12 protein-coding genes are annotated in these 14053 nt (G+C 48.5%); 6 read left to right on the forward strand and 6 right to left on the reverse strand.

Features of this window, described 5'->3' with window-relative positions; genetic code table 11:
* Positions 1-25 precede the first annotated feature (25 nt).
* The 3 genes from FMS18_RS15240 to FMS18_RS15250 all read right to left on the reverse strand — a co-directional run bounded on the left by FMS18_RS15240 (position 26) and on the right by FMS18_RS15250 (position 3515).
* On the reverse strand, positions 26-739 hold the full coding sequence (locus tag FMS18_RS15240; protein ID WP_163295532.1) for a hypothetical protein: 714 nt from the start codon (positions 737-739) through the stop codon (positions 26-28).
* 49 nt (positions 740-788) lie between these two features.
* A complete protein-coding gene (locus tag FMS18_RS15245; protein ID WP_163295533.1) occupies positions 789-1421 on the reverse strand; it encodes a hypothetical protein in 633 nt (210 codons plus the stop codon).
* Positions 1422-1568: 147 nt separating this feature from the next.
* Positions 1569-3515, reverse strand: a complete 1947-nt coding sequence (locus FMS18_RS15250; RefSeq protein ID WP_163295534.1) for a methyl-accepting chemotaxis protein — start codon at positions 3513-3515, stop codon at positions 1569-1571.
* A 276-nt stretch (positions 3516-3791) separates the two neighbouring features.
* On the opposite strand from FMS18_RS15250, the gene FMS18_RS15255 reads away from it, so the two are divergent.
* On the forward strand, positions 3792-4493 hold the full coding sequence (locus tag FMS18_RS15255) for a FadR/GntR family transcriptional regulator (protein WP_239061055.1): 702 nt from the start codon (positions 3792-3794) through the stop codon (positions 4491-4493).
* Between the two features lie 123 nt (positions 4494-4616).
* Positions 4617-5990 (forward strand): glycerate kinase, encoded by a 1374-nt coding sequence (locus FMS18_RS15260; protein ID WP_163295536.1) that lies wholly within the window; start codon positions 4617-4619, stop codon positions 5988-5990.
* Positions 5991-6210: 220 nt separating this feature from the next.
* Here the strand turns inward: FMS18_RS15260 and FMS18_RS15265 are convergent, their stop codons facing one another.
* From FMS18_RS15265 to FMS18_RS15275, 3 genes are all read right to left on the reverse strand, one after another.
* The gene (locus FMS18_RS15265) at positions 6211-6642 is read right to left on the reverse strand and encodes an RT0821/Lpp0805 family surface protein (protein WP_163295537.1); all 432 of its coding nucleotides are present in this window, start codon (positions 6640-6642) and stop codon (positions 6211-6213) included.
* Between the two features lie 20 nt (positions 6643-6662).
* The gene (locus tag FMS18_RS15270) at positions 6663-7451 is read right to left on the reverse strand and encodes a class I SAM-dependent methyltransferase (RefSeq protein ID WP_163295538.1); all 789 of its coding nucleotides are present in this window, start codon (positions 7449-7451) and stop codon (positions 6663-6665) included.
* 230 nt (positions 7452-7681) lie between these two features.
* Positions 7682-8314: a peroxiredoxin gene (locus tag FMS18_RS15275; protein ID WP_163295539.1), complete on the reverse strand. Its 633-nt coding sequence runs from the start codon at positions 8312-8314 to the stop codon at positions 7682-7684.
* A 241-nt stretch (positions 8315-8555) separates the two neighbouring features.
* On the opposite strand from FMS18_RS15275, the gene FMS18_RS15280 reads away from it, so the two are divergent.
* From FMS18_RS15280 to FMS18_RS15295, 4 genes are all read left to right on the forward strand, one after another.
* Positions 8556-11441 (forward strand): insulinase family protein, encoded by a 2886-nt coding sequence (locus tag FMS18_RS15280; protein WP_163295540.1) that lies wholly within the window; start codon positions 8556-8558, stop codon positions 11439-11441.
* Positions 11442-11707: 266 nt separating this feature from the next.
* Positions 11708-11926, forward strand: a complete 219-nt coding sequence (locus FMS18_RS15285) for a flagellar biosynthesis anti-sigma factor FlgM (RefSeq protein ID WP_163295541.1) — start codon at positions 11708-11710, stop codon at positions 11924-11926.
* Positions 11927-12002: 76 nt separating this feature from the next.
* A complete protein-coding gene (locus FMS18_RS15290) occupies positions 12003-12872 on the forward strand; it encodes a ChbG/HpnK family deacetylase (protein ID WP_239061056.1) in 870 nt (289 codons plus the stop codon).
* The gene (locus FMS18_RS15295) at positions 12872-13843 is read left to right on the forward strand and encodes a glycosyltransferase family 2 protein (protein ID WP_163295542.1); all 972 of its coding nucleotides are present in this window, start codon (positions 12872-12874) and stop codon (positions 13841-13843) included. The genes FMS18_RS15290 and FMS18_RS15295 overlap by 1 nt, the downstream gene beginning before the upstream one ends.
* The last annotated feature ends 210 nt before the right edge of the window (positions 13844-14053 follow it).

A 14053-nucleotide genomic window follows, 5' to 3' on the forward strand; every position in this document is an offset into this window, starting at 1 on the left:
CCCTTTTTCTGTTTGTGATCAGCCTTCAGACACCCACCCCTTTTCTGGCATGATGCTCCATAAACATAATAAATTTTTCGATCAGCGTTGCTTTCTTCCAAAGAAACTTTGGCAGCGGCGGCCCGTTTTCACAAATCTTTCTCAATCCTTCTTCGTATGAAACTTTACCCATAATGAAATAGATGAGTGCCGTAAGCACAATGCCTGCCGCCAGGACCGGCTTAATAACGATAAAAATTTTCAAGATAAAGATGAATAAACCTGCAAAAGCAGCCAGCACGAATCTTTCCAGCCAATAGCCTTCTTTCAACGGCAAAAACCGTATCTCATCATCGCTCATGGAGGTGGTGAGATAAATAGAATTTGAATTGAACAAAAATATAACCGGGAGCAACAGCAGACCGAGCCAATATGATCCAGTTAAAAAGGCGGCCAAGCCAGCCTGAAAAAACATAAAAACAATGTGGCAGGCTACCGAGATGATCCGGCCAATGACTGTCTTGAAATATTTCCAACTCAGCGAAACGTCCGGCCGGGAACCGATCAGAACGAACATTGCAGAGACCGTTAGAAGGACAAGTGAGATTTGAATTACGCTTTCATCCTCATAGGAGTAAAGAACTAAGAGAATTGTTCCATAGGAAATCAATATCAAGAGGATATTCATCCATATCGTTGTAAAAAATTCCCCGAAAAATCGAATCAGATACATTTTTATCCCACAATAGTCTTCAGCCACCTCTTACTATGGCACCACATGAGTAAATTAATTAACCATCAATATTGCTTCAATTAACAGACTCTTGAAGAGGCGGAGAGTTTTCGTAAACTTCCTTGAATTCATCTTCATATGTAATTTTGCCCATGACGTAATAAGTCAGAGCCACAAGTATTATGGAAGCAGCCATAAACGGTATAAAATCAATTTTTTCTTTGAGCATCAGATAGACTGAAGGGCCAAAGAACAAAACATTTGCAAAAACAGCCAGCACGAGCTTCAACACCCACGACCAGCCTTTCATCGGAGCGGTTTTAATATCTTCGTAATTCTTAGCAGTGGCGATAAAAATAAAACTTGAGAATAAAGACAGCAGAACTGGAACTAGAGCCGCTCCTACCCAGTATGAAGACGTAAAAAAAGCCACGACGAAGGCCAGCCCATGCAAAATGACAATTGCAAAAGCAACAGTCAAAGCGCGGGTGACAACCATGCCTAAGTATTCAAAACAGAATGAGAAATTTTTGCGTGTAGAAATCAGAACAAGCATGACCGATATTATCGAACCTGTCTCCGACCCCATCATCATAGCATCCTCATCACTATAAGAGTTAGCGACAAGTAAGCCGTAAAATATCAAGATCAAAAAAAAGTTATCTTTTATGATCCTGAAAAATTCCCGGACAAATCGAACAAAATTCATAATCACCCTCCCCGCAATCGCATTGTCTATATACTACAAGCTAGCATATAGGGCAAAGTCTGACAATCAACCTGAAATCAAAAAAGAAAGCCCCGTTAATGACACCAATCATTAACGGGGCGAAGCTTATTAAAAGTTTTTGGAATTTTAAAACCGATCAAACCCGTCATCTTCAGGAGATGAACTGCCTGCGGGAAGCATGGGGGTCGGACGACTGCTCAGTTTAAAGAAGGACATGGCCTGCTGCAAAAGCTGTCCTTGACGGGAAAGCTCTTCAGAGGTGGAAGCCATTTCCTCAGAAGCGGAAGCATTCTGCTGGATAACCGTATCAAGCTGCTGGATTGCCTTGTTGATCTGGCTGACACCGCTATTCTGCTCATTGCTGGCTGCTGCGATTTCCTGGACCAGCTCAGCAGTCCTACTGATACTGGGGACCAACTCCTGAAGCATGCCCCCGGCCTTTTCCGCCACTACAACGGAAGAGGAGGAAAGCTCGCTGATTTCAGCAGCGGCTATCCCACTGCGCTCGGCAAGTTTGCGAACCTCGGCCGCAACAACGGCGAATCCCTTGCCGTGCTCCCCTGCCCTTGCAGCTTCAATTGCCGCATTAAGAGCCAGCAGGTTGGTCTGACGGGCAATCTCTTCAATTATCATAATCTTTTCAGCAATGCTCTTCATAGCCAACACAGCCTCACCCACAGCATCGGCACTCTGAGAAGCCTGAGACTGGGATTTTTCAGCAACACCTTCAGTCTGGACGGCATTTTCAGCATTCTGCTTGATGTTGGCAGCCATCTCTTCCATGGAAGATGAAACCTCTTCAATGGAGGCAGCCTGTTCGGTAGCCCCCTGTGACAAACTTTCAGCTGAAGCGGAAAGCTCTTCACTGCCGCTGGCCACACTGTCGGAAGCGTTATTCACATCACCCACAACATTGCGCAGCCTGTGAACCATGTTGCGCATGCCATCTGCAAGCTTACCAAGTTCATCCTTACGTTGTAGATCAACATCTGCGGAAAGATCACCATCACTGACCTCAGCCACAAAATCCAATCCCTTATTGAGAGGACCGAGAATTCCCTTGGCAATAATCCAGGCCATGAGAATACCGATGATAAGGGCCACCGCACTTACAACAACAATCCCCTGCCTTGTAGCCGCTGCGGCATCAAGCATTTCCTGATCGGTCATGATATTTTCAGCTACGACTCCGCGCACTTCGGTCAAAATATCCTGTACAGCAACAAGCGCGGGAGCTGTTACCGTAGCGTAAATATTTGTTGCCTCGGCAAGAATCTTAAGCTCACCCTCATGCCAGTCAATCAGGGCATCAATCCTGCCCAGAGTTTCCAACGCGAATTTTTCAACATGCTCAGAAAAATATCTCTGCGCCCCGACACGGTCCCCGCGAGCAAGGTATTCATTCAAGACCTGAACTGTTTCATGAAGCTTTGTATGCGGCTTATAAACTTTAGCTAAAAGTTCACCGAATTCAGGATGCTGTTTGGCCATATCCTTTACTTTTGCGGAGTAAAGCCACTTACCCAACCCACACTTATGAGGATTGGCCTGCACAGTTATTGATCTGGACTCCGGATTCATAAGCTGCTTGAGCACGGCGATCATCCAATTAAGATGATCCGCCTTCTTCTCTCTTAAAAAGCTGCCCATGGTAGGGTCTACATCTTCATACTTTTCTTCAATCGCAATTGCAGATTTGTGCAGCTTATTATGGTGGGATTCTATCTTTGCCAGCAGAGGCTTGATTTCCGGAACCAGCTCTTCCGCTTTTTTGCGTTCTTCACTGTAGTACCATTTACCGAAGCCGCACTTGTGGGGATCGGTCTGCACATCGATTTCATGGACATCTTTATCGGTCAGCAGTCTGTTTACTTCATTAGCCCAATTTAAATGATCCACAATTTTCTGGACAAAATCGCCACGAAGTTTGTTACCTGCGATAACTTCTTCAGCATCAAAAACGATAGTGCCGATACCGGATATGGACCAACCTCCAAGTAGAACCAACAATAATAATACTGCCCCGAAACCTACTGCAAATTTATAGGCCAGCCTCAAATCTTTCCAACTCATGACAAACTCTCCTATGAAAATTTTCCCTCTAAATCACACCACTCCGGGAACGACATTCTTTTAACGATGCTTTAAGCATAACACAGTGCCCCATCCAAAGGAACTATTTAAAAAATGTTATGGGCATTCCATACTTTTAAGCGAGGCATTACTTGACTATTTCCCCTCTCAGTTATACTGGTAGGACCAGCAGACAGTAAGATGTCAGACCAGCAATAAAAGGAATCCCGGCCTCAAAGACATGTAACAGGCCAGAATTATTATATGTGCGCAAAAATGTTTAAACCCATTAAGAAAGTCAGAGTTTCGGAAACAGCAGCCAAGCAATTGGAAGAACTGATCCAGAACAAGACTTTTACTGAAGGCGAACCGCTTCCTTCCGAACGACAGCTCATGAAGGAATTGCAAGTTGGCCGCGGGTCTATCCGTGAAGCATTGCGCATCCTTGAAATCAAGGGATTCATTGAAACACAGCCCGGCATCGGGGCTTTTGTAAAAAGCTACGAAGGGGATATTTTCAGCCCTCTGTCCACCTGGCTGACAGATAATTACGAAGCACTGCGCCATTTTTTCGAAGTCCGTTCCCTGCTGGAACCAAGCACAGCGCGCATGGCTTCGGAACGAATTTCAGATGAAGACTTTGAGGAACTTTTAAAGACCCACGAAGAATTCAAAAAAACAGTTGAAGAAGAGGACCTGCCCCGGGCCATCATGGTCGATGCCGAATTTCACAGACTCATCGGCAAGGCTACCGGCAACAAGGTTCTCTCATCCATTATGGATGCGCTGTACAAATCAATGATTGAAGGCTGGAAGGCTCCTTTGAAAATTCCGGGGCAACCGAACAAGAGCTTGAAAGAGCACGAAGAAATTCTGGCCGCGATCAAGAACAAAGATGGCGAACTGGCTGCCCGGCTGATGACTTCTCACCTTAGTGAGGCGTTAAAGGCTCTGGGAGATGCCGGTTTGAATAAATAGGCAATGCGCGCTTAGCGGGCATTCTCTGCCGGAAGGTGTTGCAACCCTGCATGCGGCAAGGTTGTGTAATAAGGCAGGGACACGCATTGCCTTTTCGCAAATAACGATTCTGAGGAACAAGATATGATGACCAGCGAACAGGAACATCTCCGGCAGATTTTTGCCGAAGCACTGGACCGCGTTGATCCATATAAAATCATCACCAACAAAGTATTCCTTGCAGGCGAAATTTTGACCGTCAGCATGGACGAAGGTGATGTGGTTGTTGATCTTCAGGAATTCGAACGGATTGTGGTTATCGGTGCGGGTAAAGCCACCGCTAAAATGGCCCTTGCCATAGAAAAAATTTTAGGCTCGCGCATTGAATCCGGACTGATCTCGGTAAAATACGGTCACACTGAAGAACTCAAATTTATCACGACCATTGAAGCGGCCCACCCGGTACCGGATGACAACAGTGTCCGTGCGGCCCGCGAAATAGAAGAACTGGCCTGCTCTACCACCGAGAAGACTCTGGTTATCAACCTTATTTCAGGCGGCGGTTCCGCCCTGCTCTCCAGCCCCATGCATGCCGAGGTGGACGGAGAAAAAATCGAAGTAACCCTTGAGGATAAACAGAACACCACCAAAGCCCTGCTGGCCTGCGGTGCTGACATCAGCGAGATCAACTGTATCCGCAAACATCTTTCATCCCTCAAGGGCGGACGGCTTTTGCGTTGTTTACGTCCGGCCCGCAGCCTGAACTTTATTCTTTCGGATGTTGTCGGCGACAACCTTGATACCATCGCCTCCGGGCTGACCAGTTATGACCGCAGTACTTATTGCGATGCTATGTCCATCATTGATAATTACAAACTGCGGGATAAAATCCCGGCCAATGTGGTCCGGGCCCTTGAACTGGGCAACACAGGAAAACTGCTCGAGACTCTGAAAAAAAATGAATTCAGTGAAATCAGAGCCGAGAACATCCTTATCGGCACTAACCGCATCGCCCTGCTCGGTGCACGAGATAAGGCTGAAGAACTGGGTTACAATGTGCGCATGCTGACCTCCCGTTTGCAGGGAGAAGCTGCTGATGCTGCCGACATGCTCTGGGCTGTGGCTCAGGATGAACGCGAATGGGAACTGCTGGAAAAGAAACCGGCCTGCATAATCGTAGGCGGCGAAACAGTGGTGACTTTGAAAGGAGACGGCAAGGGCGGCCGTAATCAGGAAATGGCCCTGCAATTTCTCATGCGGCTGGGACAGGATGAACGAAACGGCGAATCCATCCACTTCCTTGCCGCATCAACTGACGGTAACGACGGCCCCACTGACGCGGCCGGAGGTTTTGCCGACTCTGCGGTTCTGGAAAAATCCCGCGAAATGGGAATTTCCATTGCCGAATATTTAAAAAACAACGACTCCTACCACTTCCTTCAAATGGTAGGAGCCTTGTATAAAACAGGCCCCACCAACACTAACGTCTGCGACGTCCAATTGCTGATCGTTAATTAGTTGGCGGGATTCCGCTGAAAAGAAGACCGCTTCCATTCTTCCACTTCCCCAGGGAGTGGTCTTCTTTCCAACCGGATAGGAGCAAGCACTTCCTTTAGCTTCCATTTAATGTCAGTGCAACCTATTCTATTAATTATAATCAGCACTCACTTCTCTATAAAATTAAGAAAAAGCGCGAATCCCACTGGATTCGCGCTTTTTTATCATCAAGATTCGAAAGCTATTCTTGCAGCCTCCAGACCCCATCCTCACCTCGGCAGGCCTTGGCCATAATCTTCTCGCCGCCGTCTTCGGTGATGGTCACATCACGGCAGACATTACCCTGATTCACATAAGCCGGCGAAGGAGTGGCACTGTAAGATTTTCCGGTATCGGGGTTAGTCCAGCTGGAAGTCTCGCCAGAATGGTTGTTTTCCAAAGTTTTTGAAACCTGCTGCTCATCTTTTTTATCCCACTCGTTCCCGACCACATAACCCATAAGTGCGCCGATTCCCGCACCGATGGCTGCCCCTGAAGCCTTATTTTTAAAGGTAAGGGCACCGATAGTGGCCCCGGCCAAAGCTCCGATCCCGGCACCGGACTGGGCTTTATTGGCACAACCGGAAGCAACAAAAAGAATACAAACAATCAACAATGAAACCAGCTTTTTCATCTGAAATCTCCTTGGCGAATTTACTTTAAACCCCTGAAGCATTCCGGTTTCAGGGTTTTCCTTTTAGTGGAAGTAGCTGCTGAAGGCATATGCTTCCATGCATGCAGCGGATTCATGGGCCGGCGGTTACGGAAATCAACTCTGCATCCGGTAAAGGCTCCAAAATACGGAGGATAAATAATTCCATTCAACTGCTTTAATGGGGTCCTGTTCTTCCAACTCCACATAGGACCGGGCAATACGGAACGGGTCATGACCGGGCTGTATCCGCAGGCATCCTTAACCCCCCTGCGCATTTCCGAAGGTGAAAACCAATGTGCATTGCGCAGGGTTGAGGAAGAAGCCCAAGGCCACATCCTGCCATGGGTGAAAAAATAGATTGAATGGCGGTTGAGAAAACCAATCAGAATTCCTCCGGCTGAAACCCTTGCAGCCTCGCGCAACATTTCTTCTGGATTGGAACAAAACTCCAATACGGTCCAGAGCACGGTAAAGTCGAATTCATTATCGGTAAAAGGAAGATGCTCCCCATTGCAAAGATAGAGGGAAGCACGGTTTCCCAGCCGCTTGTGAGCTGCATCGAGCATTACCGGAGAATGGTCCACTCCGCTCACATCAAAACCGCAGCGGTAAAGATGATCGAGAAACAACCCTGTTCCGCATCCCACTTCCAGCAATTTTCTTTTACGCCTAGGCCAGCCGGAAATAAGATGGTCCATAAGCCTCACTTCCTGCTCAAGGGCAAACTGCCCCGCAGAAGTTTTGAACCATGTTTCAAATTTTTCCGCGTCAAAGCCGTCCCAAATCATATTTACCTCAAATTTAATCGAACAATTCCACCCTGCCTTTCAGGATAAACTGCAAGAATGATCCGGTAAAGCAAAAAACAAGTACGCCCGGATCATGGGGGAATCCGGGCGTACTGCTGTAGTTATGAGGAAACTAGGTATGATGTTTTATTCGAGGTTAACCTTGGGATAGACTGTAATTGGTTAACTATGCTTATTCATAGAGAGGGGTTAACTAGGATAACTCCTTCCTATTCACCATTCAATTCTTCATAGACCTTACCTACCAGCTTCTCACTGGGAGTCAGGGTCTTTGCACCGGGAGTCCACTTGGCGGGGCAGGCTTCTTCCGGATGATCCTTGAGATATACATTGGCTTCGATCTTGCGCAGCAACTCTTCTGCATTACGGCCTACGTTGTAGAAGTTGATTTCAGAAGAAACCAGCATGCCGTCAGGGTTGATAACAAATGTTCCGCGCAAGGCCAGACCGGTATTGTGATCGTAGACACCGAAGAAATCTGAAACTTCACCGGTGGGGTCTGCTGCCATCTTATACTTCACATTCTGGAGCAGCCTTTCGTCATTTTTCCATGCCAGATGGGTAAACTTTGTATCAGTGGATACGGAGACCACTTCGCAACCCAGCTTTTCCAGCTCGGCATGTTTGTCCGCGAGGTCAGCAAGTTCAGTAGGGCAGACAAAAGTAAAGTCGGCAGGGTAAAAGAAAAGTACCAGCCACTTGCCCGCCTTGCGTACTTCTTCAAATTTCACTTCAGTAAAACCGCAATCCTCGGGATCGTATGCTTCCATAGTAAAGTCAGGAACTGTTTCGCCGATGGATGCTGTGGTAATGACTTCTTCAAAAATTTCTGTGCAGCTCATTTTCTATCTCCTACATTGGTTAAATTCAGAATCAGTATTTTAGTAACATTTTTTTCTCATCTGTTGAAAGCAGACTATGAAAATCTTTTTCACCTGTCAACAATAATCGTAATCTTTACTAATTAATTCTTAAACAGCTGATTTTATGTAGTAGAACTTCTTTGAAAACAATGTTTAGTTCGTTGCCAACTGAAAACTTTTTAGGTAATTTCCGTTGATCATCAAACTTATGGAGATATAAATGACCAATTCACATGGCTTCAAAGAAATATCACGCGAATATCTTAATGAACTTAACGGCGAGGCCGTTATCTACGAACATGAAAAAACCGGCGGACGGGTTCTGTCCGTAATCAATAATGATGAAAACAAGACCTTCGGCATCAGCTTCCGCACTCCCCCGGAAAACTCTACCGGGCTGCCGCACATTTTAGAACATTCCGTACTTTGCGGTTCAAAAAAATATCCGGTCAAAGAACCTTTTGTAGAACTGCTGAAATGCTCCTTGCAGACCTTCCTCAATGCCATGACCTACCCGGACAAGACCGTCTACCCGGTAGCCAGCCCTAATGAGCAGGACTTCCGCAATCTGGTGGGCGTCTATCTTGATGCGGTTTTCTTCCCCAACCTGACCCCCAACACCCTCATGCAGGAAGGCTGGCATTACGTTCCCGAAGAAGACGGCACGCTCAGCTATAAAGGTGTTGTATTCAATGAAATGAAAGGTGCGTATTCTTCACCGGACAGCCTTCTTTACGAAGCCACCCAGCACTCCCTGTTCCCGGATATCACCTACGGCCTTGATTCCGGCGGTGACCCGGAAGTGATCCCCGAGCTTACCTTTGATGAATTCATGGATTTTCACGGGAAGTACTACCACCCCTCCAATGCTTACGCATTTTTCTACGGGGATGATGATCCACAGCATCGTCTGGCTATGCTGGATGAATATTTTTCCCAGTTTGAAAAAATTGATCCCAAATCCGAGATCGGAGTTCAGACTCCCTTCTCTGCACCGGTTACAGTAGAAAAGAAATACGCTGCTTCCGATGACGGCAACCAGAAAGCCATGTTCACTCTCAACTTCGGTATCAGTCGGGGCCGCGATTCCATGACCGACCTTGAGCTGAGCGTGCTGGAGCAGATCCTTATCGGACTGCCCTCCTCTCCTCTGCGCAAATCCCTCAATGATTCCGGGCTTGGTGAAGATATGGCCGGGGTCGGGCTGGAAAACGAACTACGTCAGCTCTACTTTTCCACCGGACTCAAAGGCATTGAAGCTGAAGATGCACCCAAGGTTGAAGAATTGGTCTTCACCACCCTGAAAGACCTGGCTGCAAAAGGCATTGCCCGTGAAGACATTGATGCGGCCCTGAACACCATTGAATTCCAGCTGCGCGAGAACAACACCGGCTCCTACCCTCGCGGCCTTTCAGTGATGATCACCTCCATGACCTCATGGTTATACGATGAACATCCCCTTGAGTATGTACGTTACGAGCAGCCGCTGGCTGAACTCAAAGCCCGCATTGAAAAAGGTGAAAAGATTTTCGAACCACTCATCGAAGAAATTTTCCTGAACAACAATTACCGTTCCTCTGTGCTGCTCACCCCTGACAGCAAAGTCGGCCCTGAGCGCGAGGAAAGGGAAAAAGCAAAGCTCGCCGCTGCCCGTGCAGATATGGACGAGACCGAATACAAAGCCGTAGTAGCCAAGGCCGAAGAACTCCAGAAGGAGCAGGAAGCGCACGACGCTCCTGAAGCACTGGATACCATCCCCCGGCTCAAGGTTTCCGATCTCGACAAGGAAGGAAAGGAAATCGTCAGCGAAGAAAAATCCGAAATGCTTTTCCACGATCTGGACACCAACTCCATTGTCTACCTTGACCTCGCCTTTGATTTTGCAGGATTGGAAGACAGGCTGCTCCCTTACCTGCCTCTTTTCGGGCGGGCATTGGTCCAGACCGGAACAAAATCCACCGATTTCGTGACCATGACCAGACGCATGGCAGCCAAGACCGGGGGAATTTCACCCTCCTCCATCGTCAACTCCAAGCACGGCGTGGACGAAAGTTACACCCGCTTTGTGCTACGCGGTAAGTCCACAGCCGAACGCAGTGCCGATCTGCTTTCCATCATGGGTGAACTGCTGCGTGAAGCATCTTTAGACAACAAGGAGCGCATCCGCCAGCTGGTACTTGAATCCAAGGCCCGCAAGGAGCAGGCCCTTGTTCCATCCGGGCACATTATGGCTGCCACGCGCATGAAAGCCCGCTTCAACGAAGCCGGATACATCAACGAGCTTATGAACGGTATTTCCGGCCTTGAGTTCCTGCGTGAACTGGCCCAGCGCATGGATAATGATTTTGATTCCGTGGTCGCTGATCTTGAAGAAATCCGGGCCACCATCCTCAATCAGGCCAATCTGCTCACCAACGTAACTATTGACTCCAAGACCTTCGGTTCTGTTGAAAATTCCATTGCAGACATGCTTGGAACCCTACCTGCTGGCAGCAAAACCGTTGCCCAGCGTAAACGCACCTCCTTTTCAAAAGCTGAAGGTTTGTGCATTCCCGCGCAGGTCAACTATGTTGCCAAGGGTGCCGATGTATATGAACACGGTTATGAATATTCCGGTGCAGCGCACGTAATCAGCCGTTATCTGCGTACCGGTTATCTCTGGGACAAGGTCCGCGTACAGGGCGGGGCTTACGGCTCTTTCTCCATGTTCGACCGTTCTTCCGGCAGCCTGAGCTTCGTTTCCTACCGCGATCCCAATCTTAACCGCACTCTCGATACCTACGACGGAGTTGCTGAATACCTGAACACTCTCGAAGTAAACAGCGATGAGCTTGAGAAAGCTGTTCTCGGCGGGATCGGGGAGATCGACAATTACATGCTTCCCGATGCCAAGGGCTTCACCTCCATGGTACGCCATCTGAGCGGTGAAGATGCTGCTTTCAGGCAGACTATTCGTGATCAGGTGCTCGGTTGCAGTGAACAGGATTTCCGCAATTTCGGTGCTGCTGCCAAGTCTGTGGCTGAACATGGAGATGTCGTGGTTCTGGGTAGCAAGAAAGCCATGGAAGAATCCGGCCTTGATCTGGATCTGGTGGATGTATTGTAAAATGCCTCCGGCGGCCCTTCGGGGACCAGAGAAACTTTTTGGAAAAAGTTTCTCTGGACTCTTCAAAAACTTTTAATAGTTTTAGATAGTTGCAGCGCGATCATTCATACCACAACACAATAAAAACCAAGCGAAACCGTACACTTACGGTTTCGCTTTTTTCTTTCCATCAGCTCTAAATATCCCCGGCAAACGGACGATAGGATTTATAACCACACACAAGAACCATAACCAGTATAGTTGAAAAATACACTCCGGGAGGGGAGATGACTTTCGACAAGACTGATATAGACGGCATTATGCTGTCCTGCACCCTTACGCCTGAAGAACAGGCTTCTTCTTTCAATGAAGAAGACTCGACTGAACGGCAGGAAAAGCTCACCAAACTCCGCGACCAGATCCGGGCCGGGACCTATCGCCCTGCCATCGGCGAGATCGCCATCAATCTGGTCCGCTCCGAAGCCAAAATCAGCGGTTTCGGCTGATCTCGCGCATTGCCGCACCATTTTACTTTACCTTCGTGCCACATGCATTTAAACTGCCGGGTCTGAAACCGGAGGTATGATGCTAGTTGTAATCAATGTGGATGATCTCGGGCTGCATCCGGCAGTACGCCGGGCAGTGGACCAGCTTGCCGAAGCCGGGGTTGTAACCTCGTCCACGGTACTTGCCAACGGACCGGATTTGTCCGAATCCGTGCTTTTGCAGGATAAACATGAAGGACTGGGACTGGGAGCGCACCTGAATTTGCTGCGCGGCAAACCCATCTCCAACCCGGACCACATCCCCAGTCTTGTGGATGATGACGGGCTGCTTTTCGGCAACTACACATCCCTGCTGCTGCGTTACGCAACCGGACGCATCAAGCTTTCCGAAGTGGAAAAAGAATGGTCCGCGCAGGTGGAATATCTACTCGACCACAAGATCCGCCTGACCCATTTTGACAGCGAAAAACATATTCATGCCTGGCCCGGACTTTACAATCTGGCAGGCAGGATTGCCTGCAAATACGGGATCAAATGGATACGCCGTCCCTTTGAACATGCCCCCTTAAACCGCTTTGACAAAGGCATGCTGCGTACCCGTTTTCTACAACTCTGCCTTGGGGCAAGTTTTCCCGGCAAAGAGCCGCGCACGGCTGATTGCGTATGGGGAATTGGTGACCAGAAGGAAAATCTGGATCCGTATCTTTTTAAGAAATACGTCGAAATGTATCGACCTGAAATAGTTGAAATTGTCTGCCATCCCGGTCTTCCGCAGGAGGGAGACGGCCCGCTGCCGTCAGAATTCGGTCCCATGCGGGTGGAAGCACAGTGGAAAGAGGAATCCGAATCCCTGCTGCATAAGGAATGGCTGGAAATATTTAAAGAACTGGGGGCCACCCCCGCCAACTACGGACAGATCGATCCCCGTAGCGGAGAAATTAAATAATGCAACAAGCAGAAGAATGTAAAAGAGATATAGAAGTCAGCATTGTCACTCCCATGCACAATGAAGAAGGCTGCGTGCGTGAATTTCACAAACGCATAACCGCCGCATTGCAGGGAATGAATACCACCTATGAAATCCTGTTGGTCAACGACGGTTCCACCGACAGCACCGAATCCATTATCCGCGAGCTTGCCGCAGATGACCCCAACCTTAAGGGAGTCATGCTGGCCCGCAACCGTGGACAATGTACCGCAATCTATGCCGGCATTCAGGAAAGCAAAGGATGCTATGTAGTTATCATGGATGGAGACCTTCAGCACAAGCCTGAAGAAGTGCCATCCCTAATCGAAGAAATCCGCAAAGGCTACGACCTTGTTTCCGGTTGCCGCACCAATCGCGGCGAATCCATGATCAAACGCAAGCTGCCCAGCAAAATAGCCAACTACCTCATGCGCGCGACCAGCGGCTGTCAGGTTAAGGATATGGGCGGTCTTTCCGTACTCAAAGGCAAACTGGCCCGCTCCATGACCCTGCGCGAAGGTCAGCACAGGCTCATCCCCGCACTGGTTTACGGCATGGGCGGCTCCACATCCGAAGTACCCATCTCCGCGCCCCCGCGCTTTGCCGGGGAAAGCCATTACGGACTGTCCCGTTCCATTGATGTCCTCTTCGACATCGTCATGCTCTGGTTCCAGTCCTCATTCAAACAGCGTCCCATCTATCTTTTCGGACGCATCAGTCTGGTCATGTTCATGCTCGCCTCACTGGTCATAGTCTGGCTGCTTTATGAAAAAGTCTTCTTCGGGGTCCACATGGGCACCCGCCCGCCATTCATGGGCTGCATCCTGCTCTACCTGAGTTCGCTGGGCTTCATGTCCACCGGATTTATCCTCGAATCGCTTGCTAACACCTATGACGCTGTCATGGGGACTAAGACTTACCAGATTCGGGAAGTTGTGGAGAAGGAATAGCTTCTTCCAACACTAGAAATTTTAAAAGCTGGGCAATCCGCAAGGATACCCAGCTTTTTTATGGTTCATCCGGCTCAAGGATACTTTTGACAAAAAATAGGACATGGCGTCCAACCGGTGGAAGTACCACCAACCATCGGGAGGATGAACCGCCATGTCCACAAGTTTGCTTTACCACGCCTTCGGGCTGTCCGGCTATGACTATGTTCG

The sequence above is a fragment of the Desulfovibrio sp. JC022 genome (assembly GCF_010470665.1).
Taxonomy (GTDB): Bacteria; Desulfobacterota; Desulfovibrionia; order Desulfovibrionales; family Desulfovibrionaceae; genus Maridesulfovibrio.